This window comes from Pseudonocardia adelaidensis, from assembly GCF_039543345.1.
GTDB lineage: Bacteria > Actinomycetota > Actinomycetes > Mycobacteriales > Pseudonocardiaceae > Pseudonocardia > Pseudonocardia adelaidensis.
Map to the genome: position 1 here is coordinate 118,070 of NZ_BAABJO010000019.1, position 19,149 is coordinate 137,218.

Below are 19,149 nucleotides of genomic sequence, written 5' to 3' on the forward strand. Positions count from 1 at the left end.
GCGCCCGTCAACGACGCAAGGAGTCAGGCGCACGTGGCCACGACGAACGACCTCAAGAACGGTCTGGTGCTGAACCTGGACGGCCAGCTGTGGTCGGTCACGGCGTTCCAGCACGTGAAGCCCGGCAAGGGCGGCGCCTTCGTGCGCACCACGCTGAAGAACGTGCTCACCGGCAAGGTGGTCGACAAGACCTTCAACGCCGGCACCAAGGTCGACACCGCCACCGTCGACCGCCGCGACATGACCTTCCTGTACCGGGACGGCGCCGACTTCGTCTTCATGGACGGCGACACGTACGACCAGATCCCGGTGCCGGAGGGCACGGTCGGTGACGCCGCCAACTTCATGCTCGAGAACCAGACCGCGATGGTGGCCTTCCACGAGGGCACCGCGCTCTACGTCGAGCTGCCCACGTCGGTGGAGCTGGTGATCTCCCACACTGACCCGGGCCTGCAGGGCGACCGGTCCACCGGCGGCACCAAGCCGGCCACACTGGAGACCGGCGCCGAGATCCAGGTGCCGCTCTTCGTCACCACCGGCGAGAAGGTCAAGGTGGACACCCGCGACGGGCGTTACCTCGGCCGCGTATCCGGCTGATGCCCGAGCGGCTGCAGCGGGCCCGCACGAGGGCGCGCAAACGGGCCCTCGACATCCTCTTCGAGTCCGAGGCCAGGGGCGACGACCCGCTGGCCGTCCTGGCGCACCGGCGCGAGACCGACGACGCCCCGCCGGTGTCGGACTACGCCGCGATGCTCGTCGAGGGCGTCGTGGCCCACCGCGAGCGCATCGACCAGCTCCTCGCCGAGCACGCCGAGGGCTGGACGGTGGCGCGCATGCCCGCGGTCGACCGCACCCTGCTGCGGATCGGCGTGTTCGAGCTGCTGTGGGTCGACGAGATCGACGACCCGGTGGCGATCACCGAGGCGGTCGAGCTGGCGCGCGCCCTCTCCACCGACGACAGCCCGCGCTTCCTCAACGGGGTGCTCGGCCGCATCGCCGACATCGCCGAGCACCTGCGCGCCACCCGCTAGCCGGCTCCTACCACGCCGCACCCACCGCGAGGCCGATCACCAGGAGCGCGCCGGCCGTCCGGACGTGCACCCAGGCCAGTGCCGCGTACCAGAGCGGCCACACCGGGAAGCCCGGCGGCGGCTCGTCCGGGGGCGGGCGGCGGAACCGCGGCCACACCTGCCACAGCCGCGGCAGCGCGAGCAGCACGAGGAGCGCGGGCCACGGCATCGCACCCACCAGAACGCACAGGCCCACCAGCACGTAGAAGCCGGCCATCAGCGCGAGCGTCCCGGCCCGGGCGCGGCGCTCGCCGAGGAGCACCGGCAGCGTCCTGATCCCGAGCGGCGCGTCGAAGGGGATCTTGTCGGTGTGCTTGCCCATCAGCACAGTGGTGCAGAGCAGGCCGTAGGGCAGCGACGCGAGCAGCACCGCCCAGGTGATCGTGCCGGTGGCCGCGTAGAAGGTGCCGCCGACCATCAGCGGGCCCCACACCACGAGCACGTCCGCTTCGCCGAGCCCGCGCTTCTTCAGCCGCAGCGGGGGCGCGGTGTAGGCGACGCTCAGCACGAACCCGGCCACGGCGAACGCCACCACCAGCCCGCCGCGCGCGAGCGCCAGCACCGCGAGGATCGCCAGGTCGGCGAGGTTGACCAGCACGATCGCGACGACGAGCGCCCGCCGCGACACCAGCCCGGAGAGCACCGGGTGCGGCGCGTAGAGGGCGCGGGGGTAGCTCGCCGTGTCGCTGCCGGCCTGCGTGTCGTACAGGTCGTTCATGAGGTTGTTCGCGATGTGCGCGAGCACGATCCCGGCCACGGCGAGCGTGAGCCACCGCCCGTCCAGCCCCGGCTCGCCGACGGCCAGCAGTGCGGCCACCAGCCCCGAGACCAGGGTCATCGGCAGCACGGCCGCGCGGCTCACCACGATCCAGCGGGTGACCACGCCCACCCGGCCGGCCTCGACGCTGCCCGGGGGCGGGTTGGTGGTGCGCAGCGCGTACGCCCAGGAACGCAGCCTGCCGGCCTCATGCACAGCGGGATCGTACGGCGGACCACCGCAGGGGAGCGGCGGTCAGCGCGTTCCCATCGCGCGTGCGCGCCACTGCCGGGGCGGACAGCCGTACGCGGCCCGGAACACGCGGCCGAAGTGGTCGGGGTTCGGCATGCCCCACGCCCGGCAGATGGACTCGATGGTGTGCCCGGCGAGCGCCGGGTCGGCCAGGTCGCGCCGGCAGCGTTCCAGCCTGCGCCGCTGCACGAGCTTGGAGACCGATGCGCCCTGGCGCTGGAAGAGCTTGTGCAGGTAGCGCACGGAGATGAAGTGCGCACGGGCGATCTGCTCCGGGCCGAGGCCCGGTTCGGCCAGGTGCCGCTCGATGTAGGCGTGGATGCGGCGCAGCAGGAGCGCGGCCGGATCGCCCGGCGCGGCCGCCCGGCCGGTGCCGAAGAGCGAGCGGAGCAGGCCGACCATGCTGTCGGTCAGCCCGTCGGTCTCGGCGACGGACCCCTCGTCGAGCCCGTCGAGCAGCCCGGTGAGGAACGACCCGACGGGTGCCGCGAGGCCGGAGTCGCCCGCGACGCGCACGGCCGAGCGGGCCGTGATGCGGTCGCCGTGCGGGCCGAGGAGGTACTTCGGGAAGTTGAGGACGATCAGCTCGAACGGCTCGTCGCCCGTACCGTCGACGACGTCGATGGTGTAGGGCCGGGAGGTGTCCTGGACGGCCAGGTCGCCGGGCACGAGCGCGCTCGCCCGGTCCTGCTGGCTGACCCGGCAGTTACCCCGGCGGACGAGGTGCAGCTGCAGCTCCTCCGGGTCGCCCGCCCGGATCCCGCGCGGCGTGCGGGTGCAGGTGTTCGGGTCGCCGGTCACCCGGAACGCCTGGATCGGGCCGAGCCGGTGCCCGAGCACCCGCCCGAAGAAGGGCTTCGGCCGTTCCCGCTCGGTGCCCAGTGATGTCCGCAGTGATATCTCCAGCGGGAAGAAGATCTTCGATGCGGCCTCGTGCCAGCACGCGAACCGTTCGCCGGGCGGGACGCCGCGCGTGTCGACGAGGACGGCCATCGTCGATCCGCCTCCTCGCGGTCGCCTGACCCCGGGCCAATCACAGTTGCCGCGTCCGCGCGGTGTCAAGGCGCGGTGCCGCCTCGTGGAAGGATCACCGGGAACCGCGCCTGCGCGCACCGTTCCCGCGCCCCCGCGCACAGGTCCCGGCGGCCGTCCGCCTCCCCCCGGCGTTCTCACTAGCGTGCGGCGGTATGCGGGCAGTGGTGACGAGTGGGGCCGGGACCATGGAGGTCGGCGAGGTGGCCGACCCCGGGGAGCCCGGGCCCGGCCAGGTGCTGGTGCGGCCGGAGGCGGTCGGGATCTGCGGGTCCGACCTGCACTTCTTCACCGGGGAGCTGGCGACGCCGCCCGCGTTCGGCTCGCAGTACCCGCGGGTGCAGGGCCACGAGTTCGCCGGGGTCGTCGAGGCGCTGGGCCCCGGTGGCCCACCGGGGCTCGCGGTGGGTCAGCGGGTGGCCGTGCACCCGCTCTCGTCGTGCGGGCGGTGCCGGGCGTGCCGGATCGGGCGGCCGAACGCGTGCCCGTACTTCCGGCTGGTCGGGGTGCACGTCGACGGCGCGCTCGCCGAGCGCGTCACGGTGGCGGCCGGGCAGGTCTTCGACGTCGGTGACCTGCCGCCGGTCCTCGGGGCGTTCTGCGAGCCGATGTCGATCGCGGTGCGGGCGCTGGTGCGGGGCGCCGTCGCCGGCGGCGACCCGGTGGTCGTGCTCGGTGCCGGGCCGATCGGCCAGGCGGTCACGATCGGCGCGCTCGATCGCGGCGCCCGGGTACTGATCACCGACGTGGTGGCGGACCGGCTGGCACCGGCCGCGGCGGCGGGGGCGGACGTGCTCCGCGCCGACGAGGCGGACGTCGTGGCGGCGGCGCGCGACTGGGCGGGCGACGAGGGACCCGCGGTGGTCGTCGACTGCACCGGGCAGCCGTCCGCGATCGCCGACGCGGTGACGATGGTGTCGCCCGCCGGACGCGTGGTCGTCGTCGGCATCTCGCACGACGAGGTGGCGCTGCCGGTCAACGCGTTCACGCGCAAGGAGCTCGACCTGCTCGGCTCGACCGTGTGCACCCGCGCCGACTTCGCCGAGGCCGTGCAGCTGGTCGGGCGGCACCGGGCGCAGGTCGAGCGGCTCGTGACGCACCAGGTACCGCTGCCGGAGGCCCCGGCGGCCGTGGAGAACGCGCTGCGCCGCCCCGGCGACGTGATGAAACTCGTGATCCGGGTGGACGCCGCGTGAACGGCGACCCCGCGGCGCGGCGCCACCCGTCGACGGCGGGTGCGCCGCCCGGTGCACGAGGCGCTGCCGGGGGCAGGCGCCCGAGATCAGGCGTCGAGATCAGGCGTATCAGGCGTCGAGATCAGGCGCCTCGTGATCAGGCGCCTCGTGATCAGGCGCTGGGACGGGCCTCGGGCGGCAGCACGCCCCAGTCGATCAGCTGGTCGGTGAGCTCGCCGGGCGTCATGTCGTAGATGATCGACAGCGACCGCAGGTCCTCGGAGCGGATCGACAGCACCTTGCCGTTGTAGTCCCCGCGCTGGCTCTGGATCGCCGCCGCGTAGCGGGCGAGCGGGCCCACCTTGTCGGCGGGGAGCTGCTGGAGCCGCTCGAGGTTGATCACGATCTTGGTGGCGGGCTCCGATCCGGACGGGACGCGGCCCTCGGGGAGCAGTTCGGCGACGGGAACGCCGTAGAAGTCTGCCAGCTCGGCCAGCTTCTGCACGGTGACGGCGCGGTCGCCGCGCTCGTAGGAGCCCACCACGACGGCCTTCCAGCGACCGCCGGACTTCTGCTCGACGCCGTGCAGCGACAACCCCTGCTGCTGCCGGATGGCGCGGAGCTTCCCGCCGAGCGCCTTGGCGTAGTCGCCCATCTGGCGACCTCCTCACTTGCTGCTCGCCCGGCCGCGGGACCGAGCTGTTCCGGTGGTGCTGCGGTCCCGGCGCCCTCGGCGCCGGTCCTCGCGCCCCGGGTGGACCCCCCGCTACCGCGGCCACCCAGGGAGCAATGTCTAGATACGGAGAGTAATCATGCGCGCGCCCCGACAATCGGTCAAGTTGTCGTCCCCCCTCCCGGTACCACAGTGGACCGAGACCACTCGAACGGCTGATCGAGCGTCCCCCGCCAGGCGTTACGTCGCCCACGACGCAGGCATGGCCGGGGTGATGGTCTCAGTCGCACCATCACGCCGTGACGGGTGGGGTATGTGTGGGTGGCGCGGGAGCGTACGGCCTGTGACATCCGCGATGTCACGGCGCGCGAACACGGGCCGGCGGGCAGCGCGCTGGTAGCGTCCGGGCGACCGGTTCCTTTAAGGCCCGTCCCGTGAGGCGGGGAAGGAGAATCTCTGTGGCGGAGCACCGCCGCGGGGGCCCGGCAGGCGAGGGCGCTCCCACCCGGGAGCTGCTCGGAGCCGCCGACGTCGCCCGCACCATCGCGCGCATCGCGCACCAGATCATCGAGAAGACCGCGACGGGCGACGGCGGCATGGCCGACGTCGTGCTGATCGGCATCCCCACCCGCGGGGCCGTCCTCGCCCGCCGACTCGCGGCGGCGATCAGCGAGTTCGAGGACACCGACGTGCGGGTCGGTTCCGTCGACCCCACCCTGTACCGCGACGACCTGCGCCGCAGGCCGGCCCGCGCCCTCGAGGACACGGCGGTCCCCGAGGGCGGGCTCGACGACGCGCTCGTCGTGCTCGTCGACGACGTGCTGATGTCGGGCCGCACCGTGCGCGCCGCGCTCGACGCGCTCTCCGACCACGGGCGGCCGCGTGCGGTGCAGCTGGCAGTGCTCGTCGACCGCGGGCACCGCGAGCTGCCGATCCGCGCCGACTACGTCGGCAAGAACGTACCCACCGCGCGGGACGAGCAGGTGCTCGTGCTGCTGGCGGAGACCGACGGGGTGGACGGCGTCCGGCTGCGGAGGGCGGGGTCGTGAAGCACCTGCTCTCGGTCACCGACCTGGACGCCGCGGCCGCCACCGGCCTGCTCGACACGGCCGACCGGCTCAAGCAGGCGCTCCTGGGCCGCGAGGTGCGCAAGCTGCCCACGCTGCGCGGCCGCACCGTGATCACGATGTTCTACGAGAACTCCACCCGCACCCGGGTGTCGTTCGAGGCCGCGGGCAAGTGGATGAGCGCCGACACCATCAACGTCAGCGCGTCGGGCTCGTCGGTGGGGAAGGGCGAGTCGCTGCGCGACACGGCGCTCACCCTGTCGGCCGTCGGCGCCGACTGCGTGGTGGTGCGCCACCCGGCGTCCGGGGCCGCGCACCGGCTGGCGGGCTGGATCGACCGGGACGCCGAGAAGACCGGCACGCACACCTCGATCGTCAACGCCGGCGACGGCACGCACGAGCACCCCACCCAGGCCCTCCTGGACGCGGCCACGCTGCGCGACCGGCTCGGCGGGGTCGCCGGGCGCCGGATCGGGATCGTCGGCGACGTGCTGCACAGCCGCGTGGCGCGCTCCAACGTCTTCCTGCTGGCCACGCTCGGCGCCGAGGTGGTGGTGGTGGCACCGCCGACCTTGCTGCCGGTGGGCATCGAGCAGTGGCCCTGCCGCGTGAGCCCCGACCTGGACGCCGAGCTGCCCGCGCTGGACGCGGTGATGATGCTGCGCGTGCAGGCCGAGCGGATGCACGGGGCGTTCTTCCCGTCGGCGCGCGAGTACGCGATCGGCTACGGCCTGTCCGACGAGCGCGCGCGGCTGCTGCCCGGGCACGCGGTGGTGATGCACCCCGGCCCGATGGTGCGGGGCATGGAGATCGCGCCCGCGGTGGCCGACAGCCCGTCGTCCGCGATCCTCGCGCAGGTCTCCAACGGCGTGCACGTCCGGATGGCCGTCCTCTACCACCTCCTCGCGGGAGCTCCCGAATGACCGACCGCAGCGGGACCGACCTGCTGATCACGAACGCGCGGCCGTACGGCGAGGACGCGGTCGACCTGCTCGTGCGCGACGGCGTGGTGACCGACATCGGCGCGGGCCTGGACCGGCCGGCGGACGTCGAGGTGCTCGACGCCGAGGGCGCCGTGCTGCTTCCGGGCTTCGTCGACCTGCACACCCACCTGCGCGAGCCGGGCGGCGAGGAGTCCGAGACGATCGAGACCGGCTCCCGCGCGGCCGCCCGCGGCGGGTACACGGCCGTCTTCGCGATGCCCAACACCGACCCGGTGGCCGACACCGCGGTGGTCGTGGAGCACGTGCGCCGCCGCGGCGAGGAGGTCGGGCTGGTCGACGTCCACCCGGTCGGCGCGGTCACGGTCGGGCTCGAGGGTGCCAAGATGGCCGAGCTCGGCACGATGGCGCGCTCACGCGCCCGGGTGCGGATGTTCTCCGACGACGGCCGCTGCGTGCATGACCCGGTGATCATGCGGCGGGCCCTCGAATACGCGTCGGCCCTGGACGTCGTGATCGCGCAGCACGCCGAGGACCACCGGCTCACCACCGGCGCCCAGGCGCACGAGGGCGTGGTGGCCTCGCAGCTCGGGCTCACCGGATGGCCCGCCACCGCGGAGGAGACGATCGTGGCCCGCGACTGCGCGCTGGCGCGCGAGGCGGGCGCGGCGCTGCACGTCTGCCACGTCTCGTCGCTGCGCACGATCGAGGTGCTGCGCGCGGCGAAGGCGCAGGGCGTGCGGGTGTCGGCCGAGGTCACCCCGCACCACCTGCTGCTCACGGACGCGGCGCTCACGGGCTACGACCCGGTCAACAAGGTCAACCCGCCGCTGCGCACCGGCGAGGACACGAAGGCGATGCGGGCGGCGCTGGCCGAGGGCGTGATCGACGTCGTCGGCACGGACCACGCGCCGCACGCCGCGCAGTACAAGGACACGGAGTGGGCCGCGGCACGTCCCGGAATGCTGGGCCTGGAGACCGCGCTGTCAGTGGTGGTGCACACCATGGTCGAGCCCGGCCTGCTGGACTGGCGCGGGGTCGCCCGCGTGCTCTCGGAGCGGCCGGCGGAGATCGCGGGGCTGCCCGACCAGGGCCGGCCGGTCGCGGTGGGCGAGCCCGCCACGTTCGCGCTGGTCGACCCGGACGGCGCCTGGACGGTGCGGGGCGCGGCCCTGGCCAGCAGGGCGTCCAACACCCCCTTCGAGGGGATGCGGCTGCCGGCGACGGTGGCTGCCACGGTGCTTCGGGGTCGGGTGACCTCGCGGAACGGATCGGTAGCCGAAGGGAAGGCGCAAGCATGACGGCGCTGCTGGAGACGGCACTGCTCGTGCTCGAGGACGGGCGGATCTTCCGCGGCGAGGCGTACGGCGCCCGCGGCGAGGGCCTCGGCGAGGCCGTGTTCACCACGGGGATGACCGGCTACCAGGAGACGCTCACCGACCCGTCCTACCACCGCCAGATCGTGGTGCAGACCGCGCCGCAGATCGGCAACACCGGCTGGAACGACGAGGACGACGAGTCGCGCGGCATCCAGGTGGCCGGGTACGCGGTGCGCGACCCCGCGCGCACGCCGTCGAACTGGCGCTCCCGCCGCTCCCTGGAGGACGCGCTGCGGGAGCAGGGGATCGTCGGGATCTCCGGGATCGACACCCGGGCACTGGTGCGCCACCTGCGCGAGCGCGGCGCAATGCGCGCCGGGGTCTTCTCCGGCGACGCGCTCGGGCCCGACGACGAGCTCGTGGCACGGGTGCTCGGAAGCCCGCAGATGGAGGGCGCCGACCTCTACGGCGCGGTCACCACGCGCGAGCCCTACGTCGTGCCCGCCGACGGCGAGCGCCGGTTCCGGGTGGCGGCGCTGGACGTCGGGATCAAGTTCAACACGCCGCGCATGATGGCGGCCCGCGGCATCGAGGTGCACGTGCTGCCGGCGGGCACGCCGATGGAGCAGATCGACGAGCTGGCACCGGACGGGTTCTTCGTGGCCAACGGTCCCGGCGACCCGGCCACGGCCGACGCGCCCGTCGCGCTGACCCGCCAGGTGCTGGAGCGCCGGATCCCGACGTTCGGGATCTGCTTCGGCAACCAGATCCTCGCCCGTGCGCTCGGGCGCGGCACGTACAAGCTGCGCTACGGCCACCGCGGCATCAACATCCCCGTGATCGAGCACGCCACCGGCCGCGTCTCGATCACCTCGCAGAACCACGGGTTCGCCGTCGAGGGCGAGGCGGGGGAGCGGTTCGACACCCCGTTCGGCGCCGCCGAGATCAGCCACACCTGCCCGAACGACGGGTGCGTCGAAGGCCTGCGGGCGATCGACGTGCCGGCGTTCAGCGTGCAGTACCACCCCGAGGCGGCAGCGGGCCCGCACGACGCGGCGGACCTGTTCGACCGGTTCGTCGAGCTCATGGACGGGAGCAAGGGCTGATGCCGAGGCGCGATGACATCCGGCACGTGATGGTGATCGGCTCCGGCCCGATCGTCATCGGCCAGGCCGCCGAGTTCGACTACTCCGGCACGCAGGCCTGCCGCGTGCTGCGGGCCGAGGGCCTGCGGGTCTCGCTGGTGAACTCGAACCCGGCCACGATCATGACCGACCCCGAGTTCGCCGACGCCACCTACGTCGAGCCGGTCACGCCCGAGTTCCTGGAGCAGGTGATCGCCGCCGAGCGGCCGGACGCGATCCTGCCGACGCTGGGCGGGCAGACGGCGCTGAACGCCGCGGTCGCCCTGCACGAGAGCGGCGTGCTGGAGCGCTACGGCGTGGAGCTGATCGGCGCCGACATCGACGCCATCCAGCGCGGCGAGGACCGGCTCAAGTTCAAGGAGATCGTGCAGTCGGTCGGCGGCGACGTGCCGCGCAGCGCCGTCTGCCACTCGATGGACGAGGTACGGGCCGCGGCCGCCGACCTGGGCCTTCCCGTGGTGATCCGGCCCTCGTTCACGATGGGCGGCCTCGGCTCCGGCATGGCGCACACCCCGGAGGACCTGGAGCGGCTGGCGAGCACCGGGCTCGCCGCGTCCCCGGTCACCGAGGTGCTGATCGAGGAGTCCGTGCTCGGGTGGAAGGAGTACGAGCTCGAGCTGATGCGCGACAAGCACGACAACGTGGTCGTCGTCTGCTCGATCGAGAACCTCGACCCGATGGGCGTGCACACCGGTGACTCGATCACCGTGGCCCCGGCGATGACGCTGACCGACCGCGAGTACCAGCGCATGCGGGACGTCGGCATCGCGGTGCTGCGCGCGGTGGGGGTCGACACCGGCGGTTGCAACATCCAGTTCGCGGTGCACCCGGGCACGGGACGGCTCGTCGTCATCGAGATGAACCCGCGCGTCTCGCGGTCGTCGGCGCTCGCCTCCAAGGCCACCGGCTTCCCGATCGCGAAGATCGCCGCGCGGCTGGCGATCGGTTACACGCTCGACGAGATCCGCAACGACATCACCGGCGAGACCCCGGCCGCGTTCGAGCCCACGCTCGACTACGTGGTCGTGAAGATCCCGCGGTTCGCGTTCGAGAAGTTCCCCGGCGCCGACCCCGAGCTCACCACCACGATGAAGAGCGTCGGTGAGGCGATGGCGCTCGGCCGGTCGTTCCAGGAGGCCCTCGGCAAGGCACTGCGGTCGATGGAGACCTCGCGCGTCGGGTTCTGGACCGCCCTCGACCCGGACGGCGACCCGGACGTGGCCGCGAGCCGCGAGGGGCGCATCTACGCCGTCGAGCAGGCGCTGCGGATGGGCCGCAGCGTGGCCGACGTTGCCGCGGAGTCGGGTATCGACCCGTGGTTCCTCGACCAGATCCTGGGGCTCACCGAGCTGCGGCAGGAGATCGAGGACGCGGCGGTGCTCGACGCACCGCTGCTGCGGCGGGCGAAGCGGGCCGGGCTCTCGGACCGCCAGATCGCGGTGCTGCGGCCCGAGTTCGCGGGCGAGGACGGCGTGCGCTCGCTGCGGCACCGGCTCGGCATCCGCCCGGTCTACAAGACCGTGGACACCTGCGCGGCCGAGTTCGCCGCCCGGACGCCGTACCACTACAGCGCCTACGAGACCGACCCCGCTGCCGAGTCCGAGATCGCGCCGCAGACCGAGAAGCCGAAGGTCCTGATCCTCGGTTCGGGGCCGAACCGCATCGGGCAGGGCATCGAGTTCGACTACTCGTGCGTGCACGCGGTGATGGCGCTGCGCGAGGCCGGGTTCGAGACCGTGATGGTCAACTGCAACCCGGAGACCGTCTCCACCGACTACGACACGGCCGACCGCCTGTACTTCGAGCCGCTCACCTTCGAGGACGTCCTCGAGGTCGTGCACGCCGAGCAGGTGTCCGGCACCGTCGCAGGCGTCATCGTGCAGCTGGGCGGGCAGACCCCGCTCGGGCTCGCGCAGCGGCTCACCGCGGCGGGCGTTCCGGTCGTCGGCACGTCCGCGGCCGCGATCGACCTCGCCGAGGACCGCGGCGCGTTCGGCGAGGTGCTGCGCAAGGCGGGGCTGCCCGCGCCCGCGTTCGGCATGGCCACCTCGTTCGACGAGGCCCGCGCCATCGCAGCGCGGATCGGCTACCCGGTGCTCGTGCGGCCCTCCTACGTGCTCGGCGGGCGCGGCATGGAGATCGTGTACGACGACGAGACGCTCGCCGGCTACATCTCGCGCGCCACCACGATCAGCGAGGACCGGCCGGTGCTGGTCGACCGGTTCCTCGACGACGCCATCGAGATCGACGTCGACGCGCTGTGCGACGGCAGCGAGGTCTTCATCGGTGGCGTGATGGAGCACATCGAGGAGGCAGGAGTCCACTCCGGCGACTCGTCGTGCGCGCTGCCGCCGATCACGCTGGGCCGTTCGGTGCTGGAGCAGGTCCGCCGCTCGACCGAGGCCATCGCGCACGGCGTCGGGGTGCGCGGCCTGCTCAACGTCCAGTACGCGCTGCACGGCGAGACGCTGTACGTGCTGGAGGCCAACCCGCGGGCGTCGCGGACCGTCCCCTTCGTCTCCAAGGCGACGGCCGTGCCGCTGGCCAAGGCGGCGGCGCGGATCATGCTCGGCGCCACGATCGCCGAGCTGCGCGCCGAGGGGCTGCTCCCGGGCCACGGCGACGGCGGCGAGCTGCCGCCCGACGCCCCGATCGCGGTCAAGGAGGCGGTGCTGCCGTTCCACCGGTTCCGCACCGTCGAGGGCCACGGCGTCGACCCCCTGCTCGGCCCGGAGATGAAGTCCACCGGCGAGGTGATGGGCTTCGACGCCTCGTTCGGGGCGGCGTTCGCCAAGTCGCAGGCCGGCGCGTACGGGTCGCTGCCCACCTCCGGCCGCGTCTTCGTCTCGATGGCCGACCGGGACAAGCGGGCCATGGTGTTCCCGGTGCTGCGCCTGGCCGACCTCGGGTTCGAGGTGCTCGCGACCGAGGGCACCGCCGACGTGCTGCGCCGCCACGGGGTGGCCGCGACGGTGGTGCGCAAGCACAGTGACGGCAGCACAGAGGGTGGGGAGACGATCGTCGACCGGATCCTGGCCGGCGACGTCGACCTGATCATCAACACCCCGTACGGCAACTCCGGGCCCCGGGTGGACGGCTACGAGATCCGCTCCGCGGCCGTCGCCCGGGGCGTCCCGTGCATCACCACGGTGCAGGGCGCGGGTGCCGCGGTCCAGGGCATCGAGGCCATGAAGGCGGGCCGGATCGGCGTCCGCTCGCTGCAGGACGCCCACGCGAGCCTGCTGAAGGCGCGGTCGTGACGCCCTCTGGAGCAGGGCGTGGCAGCAGCGCGTTCGGGGCCCGGCTGGCCGCCGCGGTCGGCGAGCGCGGGCCGCTGTGCGCGGGGATCGACCCGCACCCGGCCCTGCTCGCCTCGTGGGGTCTCACCGACGACGCGGCCGGGCTCGCCCGGTTCGCCGAGGCGTGCGCGGCCGCGTTCGCCGGGCACGTGGCCGTGGTGAAGCCGCAGTCGGCGTTCTTCGAGCGGCACGGCGCGCGCGGCATCGCGGTGCTGGAGGACCTCCTCGCGGCGTTCGCCGGCTCGCCCACGCTCACGCTCCTGGACGTCAAGCGCGGCGACATCGGCTCCACCATGGACGGCTACGCCGACGCGTACCTCGGCGTCGGCGCGCCGCTCGGGGCCGATGCCGTGACGCTGTCGCCGTACCTGGGCTTCGGGTCGCTCGCCCCGGCCCTCGACACGGCGGCCGACGCGGGGCGGGGGGCGTTCGTGCTGGCCCGGACGTCCAATCCGGAGGGTGCCGAGGTGCAGCTGGCGGAGTTCGGGCCCGTCGACCACCGCCGGTGCACGGCCCAGGCGATGGTGGACGGGGCGGCGGCGCGCAACGCGGGCGCGACGCCCCTCGGCGACGTCGGCGTGGTGATCGGCGCCACCCGCGAGCACGGGCTCGACCTGTCCGCCCTGAACGGTCCGGTGCTCGCCCCCGGGCTGGGTGCCCAGGGTGCGGGTCCCGCGGACGTCGCCGCGATCTTCGAGGGCGTGCGGGGCATCGTCCTGCCCGCGGCCTCCCGCTCCGTGCTCGCGGCCGGCCCTACGGTCACCGCGCTGCGGGCGGCGGCGGAGTCGCTCCGCGACGAGCTGGCCGCCCTGGCCTAGCCACCGCACACACCGGATCGGGGCCGCACACCACGCCCGCGGTGTGTGCGGTACCCAGGGGGTGTGCGCGGTGCTACTGAGTGACGGCGAGGGCGGCGCTGCGGCCCACCAGGAGGCCCTCCCGGTCGCGCGCTGCGCCTCCCCGCCGGTGCCGCAGCGCGCCGTGAGCGGCTTCCCGAGCCACGCCTCCAGGTGCGCCTTCAGGGCTCGCGACCACGGCGTGTCCAGCAGCCCACTGCGGTTCCCGTTGGTGACGACGGCGACGCCACCACCGGGGCGCACGAGCCGGCGCAGCGTGCGGAACAACGCGGGCACGTCCATCCAGTGCAGCGCTTGCCCGATCGTGGCTGCGTCGCGTGCCGCAGCCGATGTCGAGCACCCGGGAGCCGGTGTGCAGGCCGAGCGCGGCGGCGAGCCGGTCGAGGACCGCATCGGGGTAGCCGCGGGCGGAACCGCGCGTAGAACTCGGCGACCTGACCGCTGAACGTGCTCGCCGTCATCCGCCCAGCTTCTCGGGCATCGCGCCATCCGTGTCGCGATATCGCTCAGGGCGCACGGTCGTTCATCGCGTCCCGGCCTCCGCCGGCAGCGGGTCCCGGCAGCTCGGCGCGCCCGCACGACTCGTCGGCGCGGGCGGGTGCGGCTCGCCCGTCTGGGGGAGTCGGTCGGTCTGTCGGGTTCGAGGCGGTTCGCGGCCCGCCGGCGCGCAGGCGGCGGTCGGTCCGGTGCGCCGAGCGGGCGGGTCGCATCCCCGATCAGGCGCTTTCCCGTGGTATCACCCGGACGGGTGGGTCGCTCGGAGAACCGGCAGGTGGCACCCCCGTTTCCCCTTCCGGGGCAGGCGTGAGTACGTTCGGTGGGAGCCGCGGGCCGGGCCCGCGACGGTGGTGAGGATGCGCCTGGTTGCAGGCTGCACGGAGAAAGACGGAGGAGACTGTGGCCCTTCCCCAGCTGACCGAGGAACAGCGTGCTGCCGCCCTGGAGAAGGCGGCTGCGGCACGCCGGGCCCGGGCCGAGCTGAAGGACCGGCTCAAGCGTGGCGGGACGACCATCGGGGAGGTCCTGAAGCAGTCGGATACCGACGAGGTTCTGGGCAAGATGAAGGTCTCGGCCCTGCTCGAGGCGATGCCGGGTGTCGGCAAGGTCCGCGCCGCTCAGATCATGGAGCGGCTCGAGATCGCACCGTCGCGCCGGCTGCGCGGGCTCGGCGACCGGCAGCGCAAGGCGCTGCTGGCCGACTTCGAGTCCTGAGGCCGGGAGTCCGGGGCTCAAAGGGATCGAGCACTGGGAGACTGAGCACCGTGTCTCGTGACGTGCGGAGGGGTCGGCTGGTGGTACTCGCCGGCCCCTCCGGCGTCGGCAAGTCCAGCGTGGTCGACGCGCTGCGCGGCCGGCTGCCGGAGTTGTTCTTCAGCGTGTCGGCCACCACGCGCGACCCGCGACCGGGCGAGGTCGACGGCGTGCACTACCGCTTCGTCGGCCCCGACGGGTTCGACGAGCTCATCGCCCGCGGCGAGCTCCTCGAGTGGGCCGAGATCCACGGCGGGCTGCAGCGTTCCGGCACCCCGCGGGAGCCGGTGGAGCAGGCCCTGGCCGCCGGGAAGCCGGTGCTCGTCGAGGTCGACCTGGCCGGGGCCCGCACCATCAAGGCCGTGCTGCCGGAGGCGGTCACGGTGTTCCTGGCGCCGCCGTCGCTCGAGGAGCTCGAGCGGCGCCTGCGCGGGCGCGGCACCGAGTCGGACGCGCAGTTCCGGCGCAGGCTGCGGACCGCCCGCGAGGAGCTCGCGGCCTGCGACGAGTTCGACGTGGTCATCGTCAATGCCGATCTGCAGGACGTCGTTTCCCGGTTGGTAGACTTGCTGGTCGGTGCGGGTCATCCCGCCGCACGGCCCTTCCCCCAGGAGTCTTCTTCGTGAGCATGCCGCTGACCGGTGTCGTCGCCGGTTCCACGCCCGAGGGCATCACCAACCCGCCCATCGACGACCTGCTCGGCCAGGTCAGCTCCAAGTACGCGCTGGTGATCTACGCCGCCAAGCGGGCCCGCCAGATCAACGACTACTACTCGCAGCTCGGTGAGGGCCTGCTGGAGTACGTCGGCCCGCTCGTCGAGCCGGGCCCGCGCGAGAAGCCGCTGTCGATCGCGATGCGCGAGATCCAGGCCGGGCTGCTCGAGCACACCGAAGGCGAGTAGCCGGTGTCCCCCCGCGTCCTGCTGGGCGTGGCCGGGGGCATCGCCGCCTACAAGAGCGCCGAGCTGCTGCGCCGGCTCACCGAGACAGGCCACTCCGTGCGGGTGCTGCCGACGCCCTCGGCGCTGGAGTTCGTCGGGGCCGCCACCTTCGAGGCGCTGTCCGGCAGGCCGGTGCACACCGGCGTCTTCAGCGATGTGCCGGAGGTGCCGCACGTCCGGCTCGGCCAGGAGGCCGAGCTCGTCGTCGTGGCACCGGCCACCGCCGACCTGATGGCGCGCGCGGCCGCCGGCCGGGCCGACGACCTGCTCACCGCGTCGCTGCTCACCGCCCGGTGTCCGGTGCTGTTCGCGCCGGCGATGCACACGGAGATGTGGGAGCACCCCGCCACGCGGGCCAACGTCGAGCTGCTGCGGTCCCGTGGTGTCGTCGTGATGGAGCCCGCGTCCGGGCGCCTCACCGGCGCCGACACGGGCCCCGGACGGCTGCCCGACCCGGCCGAGATCGCGGAGCTCGCCCGGCTGCTGCTGGAGCGCGGGGACGCGCTGCCGCGGGATCTCGCCGGCCGCCGCGTCGTCGTGTCCGCCGGTGGCACGCGGGAGGCCCTCGACCCGGTCCGCTACCTCGGCAACCGCTCGTCGGGACGGCAGGGCTACGCGCTCGCGCGCGTCGCGGCCCAGCGCGGCGCGCACGTCACGCTGGTGGCCGCGCACACCGCCGACCTGGGTGACCCGGCCGCCGTCGACGTGGTGCGGGTGGGGTCGGCCCTCGAGCTGCGCGACGCGATGCACGCCGCCGCGAAGGGGGCCGACGCGGTGGTGATGGCGGCCGCGGTGGCCGACTTCCGGCCCGACACCCTCGCGGCACACAAGATCAAGAAAGACGGTTCGGAACCACCGCCGCTGCGGCTCGCGCTGAACCCGGACATCCTCGTGGAGCTGGTCGGCGCCCGGGAGCCGGGGCAGATCGTCGTGGGGTTCGCGGCGGAGACCGGTGACGCGTCCGGCGACCCGCTGCACCACGGCCGGGCCAAGCTGGCGCGGAAGGGCTGCGACCTGCTCGTCGTCAACGCGGTCGGGGACGGGCGCGCGTTCGAGGTGCCGGACAACGCGGGGTGGCTCCTGGGTGCCGACGGCACGGAGCGGGAGCTCGAGTCCGGCTCGAAGGCGCTTCTGGCCTCCCACGTCTGGGACGCGGTGGCCGCCCGCCTGGGGTAGTCGCCCGGATCGGGAAAGCCCGCGGAGCGGGCGCGGCTGCGGGTCCGGGGGTACCCGGCGCAGCCCGCCCCGCGGAGTGGGGTGGCCGCCGATGCGGCTCAGCCGATGAGGCCGCCGAGGCCGCCGGAACGCGGCGCCGGCGCGGGGGCGGAGTCCTCGGAGTCCTCCGACTCGTCGGTGTCCGCCGGGTCGGAGGAGTCGGCGTTCTCGTCGGCGTTCTCGTCGGCGTTGTCGTTGTCGTCGGCGCTGCTCCCACCCGCGCCGCCGCTGTTGCCGCCGTGCGTGCCCTGCCGGCCGTGGTGGCCGGCCCGGCCGCTCTCGTGGGCGTCGCCGGATCGGCCCGAGTGGCGGTTGCTCGCGCCCTCGGAGTCGTCGTCCTCCGAGTTGGTCGCTCGTGCGGCGGGTGCGGGGGCGCGGCCGTTCACCGAGACGTACTCCTGCGCCGCCCAGCCGCCGAGGTTGGTGAGCCGCAGGAACCCGTCGCGGGCCTCGCCGACCTGGACCGCGGTGCCCTCCTCGCACAGCGCGACGATCCGCGAGCTGGCGTTCGGCTCGGCCCGGACGTTGACGTTCTTGGTGCACTTGCCGTCCTTGCCTGCTTCGGGCGTGGCGGCGGCGGTGCCGGAGAGCAGTGCGACGGCCGCGGTCGCGCTGACCGCGACCACCGCACCGACGACGGCGGTGGCGCGGCCGGGTCGGTCGAACAGCGACTTGGGGGCCTTCATGATCAGGTTTCCTCCGTGGAATTGGGCCTTCGCAGGGAACCAACGAGCGTTTCCGTTACCGATTCGCTACCGAGCGCAACATCACCGGATGGACTGACGAGCCGGGGGCGTGTCGTGCACGACGTGACGTTGCGTGCTCGGCGAGCGAGGTGACCTGGTGCCCCCGGCCCCGTTCGATGCGTCGACTAGGCTCGCCCGTCGGACATGGGGTGCGCGGGGATCCCGGCGAGAGAGCGGACGGAGTACGGCGTGGCGACACCAGGGCGGCGGCTGTTCACCAGCGAGTCGGTGACCGAGGGTCACCCGGACAAGATGTGCGACGCCATCAGCGACACGATCCTCGACGCGCTGCTGGCGCAGGACCCACGCAGCCGCGTGGCGGTGGAGACGCTCGTCACCACCGGGCAGGTCCACGTGGCGGGCGAGGTCACCACCAGCGCGTACGCGGACATCCCCACGCTCGTGCGGGAGAAGGTCCTCGAGATCGGCTACGACTCGTCGGCGAAGGGCTTCGACGGGGCGTCGTGCGGCGTGAACGTCGCGATCGGCGCGCAGTCCGCCGACATCGCGCAGGGCGTCGACACCGCGTACGAGAGCAGGGTGGAGTCCTCCGAGGACGAGATCGCCCGGCAGGGCGCGGGCGACCAGGGCCTGATGTTCGGCTACGCCAACACCGACACCCCGGAGCTGCTGCCGCTGCCGATCGCGCTCGCCCACCGGCTGGCGCGCCGCCTCACCGAGGCCCGCAAGTCCGGTGTGCTGCCGTACCTGCGCCCCGACGGCAAGACCCAGGTGACCATCGAGTACGACGGCGACAAGGCCGTGCGCCTCGACACGGTGGTCGTCTCCACCCAGCACGCCGCCGACATCGACCTGGACGCGCTGCTCGCGCCCGACATCCGCGAGCACGTCGTGGGCCCGGAGATCTCGGAGCTCGGCCTGGACGTCGCCGACGTGCGGCTGCTGGTCAACCCCACCGGCCGGTTCGTCGTCGGCGGCCCGATGGGTGACGCGGGTCTCACCGGCCGCAAGATCATCGTCGACACCTACGGCGGCTTCGCCCGGCACGGGGGCGGGGCGTTCTCCGGCAAGGACCCGTCCAAGGTCGACCGCTCCGCCGCCTACGCGATGCGCTGGGTCGCCAAGAACGCGGTGGCCGCGGGGCTCGCCGAGCGCATCGAGGTGCAGGTCGCGTACGCGATCGGCAAGGCAGCTCCGGTGGGCCTGTTCGTCGAGACGTTCGGCACCGAGCACGTCGACCCGGTGAAGATCCAGTCGGCGATCAGCGAGGTCTTCGACCTGCGCCCGGCCGCGATCATCCGCGACCTCGACCTGCTGCGCCCGATCTACGCCCAGACCGCGGCGTACGGGCACTTCGGCCGCACCGACGTCGAGCTGCCGTGGGAGAGCACCGACCGCGCCGCCGCGCTGAAGGCCGCGGCAGGCGCCTGACGACCGCCCCGGGCCGCC

The 19,149-nt window shown here is 73.6% G+C and carries 18 protein-coding genes; 14 read left to right on the forward strand and 4 right to left on the reverse strand.

Translation table 11 applies throughout. The features are described from left to right. Window positions 1-33 precede the first annotated feature (33 nt). Entirely contained in the window at window positions 34-597 is a 564-nt protein-coding gene (efp, locus tag ABEA81_RS24360) for an elongation factor P (RefSeq protein WP_345607628.1), read from the forward strand. Next, window positions 597-1,031, forward strand: a complete 435-nt coding sequence (nusB, locus tag ABEA81_RS24365) for a transcription antitermination factor NusB (protein WP_345607629.1) — start codon at window positions 597-599, stop codon at window positions 1,029-1,031. Before efp ends, nusB begins: the two co-directional genes overlap by 1 nt. A 7-nt stretch (window positions 1,032-1,038) precedes the next feature. Here nusB and ABEA81_RS24370 read toward each other — a convergent pair whose 3' ends face one another. Both ABEA81_RS24370 and ABEA81_RS24375 read right to left on the reverse strand, forming a co-directional pair. Beyond that, entirely contained in the window at window positions 1,039-2,043 is a 1,005-nt protein-coding gene (locus ABEA81_RS24370) for a prenyltransferase (protein WP_345607631.1), read from the reverse strand. 39 nt (window positions 2,044-2,082) lie between these two features. Beyond that, complete coding sequence (locus ABEA81_RS24375; RefSeq protein WP_345607632.1) at window positions 2,083-3,072, reverse strand: helix-turn-helix domain-containing protein; 990 nt, start codon at window positions 3,070-3,072, stop codon at window positions 2,083-2,085. Window positions 3,073-3,266: 194 nt separating this feature from the next. Between ABEA81_RS24375 and ABEA81_RS24380 the strand changes: the two genes are divergently transcribed. Then, complete coding sequence (locus tag ABEA81_RS24380) at window positions 3,267-4,307, forward strand: alcohol dehydrogenase catalytic domain-containing protein (RefSeq protein WP_345607633.1); 1,041 nt, start codon at window positions 3,267-3,269, stop codon at window positions 4,305-4,307. Between the two features lie 151 nt (window positions 4,308-4,458). Here ABEA81_RS24380 and bldD read toward each other — a convergent pair whose 3' ends face one another. Further along, window positions 4,459-4,941, reverse strand: a complete 483-nt coding sequence (bldD, locus tag ABEA81_RS24385) for a transcriptional regulator BldD (protein ID WP_324245992.1) — start codon at window positions 4,939-4,941, stop codon at window positions 4,459-4,461. Between the two features lie 476 nt (window positions 4,942-5,417). On the opposite strand from bldD, the gene pyrR reads away from it, so the two are divergent. The 10 genes from pyrR to coaBC all read left to right on the forward strand — a co-directional run bounded on the left by pyrR (window position 5,418) and on the right by coaBC (window position 16,954). Further along, window positions 5,418-6,008 (forward strand): bifunctional pyr operon transcriptional regulator/uracil phosphoribosyltransferase PyrR, encoded by a 591-nt coding sequence (gene pyrR / locus ABEA81_RS24390; RefSeq protein ID WP_345607635.1) that lies wholly within the window; start codon window positions 5,418-5,420, stop codon window positions 6,006-6,008. Beyond that, window positions 6,005-6,949 carry an aspartate carbamoyltransferase catalytic subunit gene (locus ABEA81_RS24395; RefSeq protein ID WP_345607636.1) on the forward strand — a complete coding sequence of 315 codons (945 nt, stop codon included), beginning with the start codon at window positions 6,005-6,007 and terminating at the stop codon, window positions 6,947-6,949. The genes pyrR and ABEA81_RS24395 overlap by 4 nt, the downstream gene beginning before the upstream one ends. Continuing rightward, a complete protein-coding gene (locus ABEA81_RS24400; RefSeq protein ID WP_345607637.1) occupies window positions 6,946-8,268 on the forward strand; it encodes a dihydroorotase in 1,323 nt (440 codons plus the stop codon). Before ABEA81_RS24395 ends, ABEA81_RS24400 begins: the two co-directional genes overlap by 4 nt. Beyond that, window positions 8,265-9,392, forward strand: a complete 1,128-nt coding sequence (gene carA, locus ABEA81_RS24405) for a glutamine-hydrolyzing carbamoyl-phosphate synthase small subunit (protein WP_345607638.1) — start codon at window positions 8,265-8,267, stop codon at window positions 9,390-9,392. The genes ABEA81_RS24400 and carA overlap by 4 nt, the downstream gene beginning before the upstream one ends. Further along, window positions 9,392-12,691 carry a carbamoyl-phosphate synthase large subunit gene (gene carB, locus ABEA81_RS24410; protein WP_345607639.1) on the forward strand — a complete coding sequence of 1,100 codons (3,300 nt, stop codon included), beginning with the start codon at window positions 9,392-9,394 and terminating at the stop codon, window positions 12,689-12,691. Before carA ends, carB begins: the two co-directional genes overlap by 1 nt. After that, window positions 12,688-13,548, forward strand: coding sequence for an orotidine-5'-phosphate decarboxylase (gene pyrF / locus ABEA81_RS24415; RefSeq protein ID WP_345607640.1), 861 nt, complete (start codon window positions 12,688-12,690; stop codon window positions 13,546-13,548). The genes carB and pyrF overlap by 4 nt, the downstream gene beginning before the upstream one ends. A 936-nt stretch (window positions 13,549-14,484) precedes the next feature. Further along, window positions 14,485-14,799 (forward strand): integration host factor, actinobacterial type, encoded by a 315-nt coding sequence (gene mihF, locus ABEA81_RS24420; RefSeq protein ID WP_142101581.1) that lies wholly within the window; start codon window positions 14,485-14,487, stop codon window positions 14,797-14,799. 62 nt (window positions 14,800-14,861) lie between these two features. After that, entirely contained in the window at window positions 14,862-15,464 is a 603-nt protein-coding gene (gmk, locus tag ABEA81_RS24425) for a guanylate kinase (protein WP_345607641.1), read from the forward strand. A gap of 2 nt (window positions 15,465-15,466) precedes the next feature. After that, the gene (gene rpoZ / locus ABEA81_RS24430; RefSeq protein WP_343945613.1) at window positions 15,467-15,739 is read left to right on the forward strand and encodes a DNA-directed RNA polymerase subunit omega; all 273 of its coding nucleotides are present in this window, start codon (window positions 15,467-15,469) and stop codon (window positions 15,737-15,739) included. 3 nt (window positions 15,740-15,742) lie between these two features. Further along, the gene (coaBC, locus tag ABEA81_RS24435; protein ID WP_345607642.1) at window positions 15,743-16,954 is read left to right on the forward strand and encodes a bifunctional phosphopantothenoylcysteine decarboxylase/phosphopantothenate--cysteine ligase CoaBC; all 1,212 of its coding nucleotides are present in this window, start codon (window positions 15,743-15,745) and stop codon (window positions 16,952-16,954) included. A gap of 98 nt (window positions 16,955-17,052) precedes the next feature. On the opposite strand, the gene ABEA81_RS24440 is transcribed toward coaBC, so the two are convergent. Next, window positions 17,053-17,679 (reverse strand): SH3 domain-containing protein, encoded by a 627-nt coding sequence (locus ABEA81_RS24440; protein WP_345607644.1) that lies wholly within the window; start codon window positions 17,677-17,679, stop codon window positions 17,053-17,055. Between the two features lie 204 nt (window positions 17,680-17,883). On the opposite strand from ABEA81_RS24440, the gene metK reads away from it, so the two are divergent. Beyond that, window positions 17,884-19,131 carry a methionine adenosyltransferase gene (gene metK / locus ABEA81_RS24445; RefSeq protein WP_345607645.1) on the forward strand — a complete coding sequence of 416 codons (1,248 nt, stop codon included), beginning with the start codon at window positions 17,884-17,886 and terminating at the stop codon, window positions 19,129-19,131. Window positions 19,132-19,149 lie beyond the last annotated feature (18 nt).

What these genes read in the sequence shown, in the direction of transcription:
- nusB (WP_345607629.1), top strand. Translation starts at nt 597, where the DNA reads ATGCCCGAGCGGCTGCAGCGGGCCCGCACGAGGGCGCGCAAACGGGCC.
- ABEA81_RS24380 (WP_345607633.1), top strand. Translation starts at nt 3,267, where the DNA reads ATGCGGGCAGTGGTGACGAGTGGGGCCGGGACCATGGAGGTCGGCGAG.
- carB (WP_345607639.1), top strand. Translation starts at nt 9,392, where the DNA reads ATGCCGAGGCGCGATGACATCCGGCACGTGATGGTGATCGGCTCCGGC.
- ABEA81_RS24440 (WP_345607644.1), bottom strand. Translation starts at nt 17,679, where the DNA reads ATGAAGGCCCCCAAGTCGCTGTTCGACCGACCCGGCCGCGCCACCGCC.
- bldD (WP_324245992.1), bottom strand. Translation starts at nt 4,941, where the DNA reads ATGGGCGACTACGCCAAGGCGCTCGGCGGGAAGCTCCGCGCCATCCGG.
- rpoZ (WP_343945613.1), top strand. Translation starts at nt 15,467, where the DNA reads ATGCCGCTGACCGGTGTCGTCGCCGGTTCCACGCCCGAGGGCATCACC.
- ABEA81_RS24375 (WP_345607632.1), bottom strand. Translation starts at nt 3,072, where the DNA reads ATGGCCGTCCTCGTCGACACGCGCGGCGTCCCGCCCGGCGAACGGTTC.
- ABEA81_RS24400 (WP_345607637.1), top strand. Translation starts at nt 6,946, where the DNA reads ATGACCGACCGCAGCGGGACCGACCTGCTGATCACGAACGCGCGGCCG.
- metK (WP_345607645.1), top strand. Translation starts at nt 17,884, where the DNA reads ATGGGGTGCGCGGGGATCCCGGCGAGAGAGCGGACGGAGTACGGCGTG.
- carA (WP_345607638.1), top strand. Translation starts at nt 8,265, where the DNA reads ATGACGGCGCTGCTGGAGACGGCACTGCTCGTGCTCGAGGACGGGCGG.